The organism is Streptococcus sp. HMSC076C09 (assembly GCF_001837905.1).
Taxonomy (GTDB): Bacteria; Bacillota; Bacilli; order Lactobacillales; family Streptococcaceae; genus Streptococcus; species Streptococcus parasanguinis_I.
This window is the reverse complement of record NZ_KV834633.1, coordinates 1-209: the sequence shown is the minus strand read 5'-3', so window position 1 is coordinate 209 and position 209 is coordinate 1. Positions and strand designations below refer to the sequence as shown.

The 209-nt window shown below is 40.2% G+C and carries 1 pseudogene; it reads left to right on the top strand.

Features of this window, described 5'->3' with window-relative positions:
• Window positions 1-209 (top strand): annotated as a pseudogene (locus HMPREF2704_RS03050) (ABC transporter ATP-binding protein); the annotation flags it as partial.

Genomic DNA, 209 nt, shown 5'->3' with positions numbered 1-209 from the left:
TATGTCTCTCAAGCAACCAATATGATCGCAGGTGCTCGTTCCATACGGTATTATCGGGGACAAAGTTTGTTTTACAAACTGTTCTCCAAAGATTTGCATAAGGCTCTAAAGGAAGAAATCGCCTATGAGAAGCAACGGACCATAAATAGTCTCTTTATCAATGGAATTGATGCTTTTTGCTCTGTTGCGCCTATTGTCATTGGTGGTTT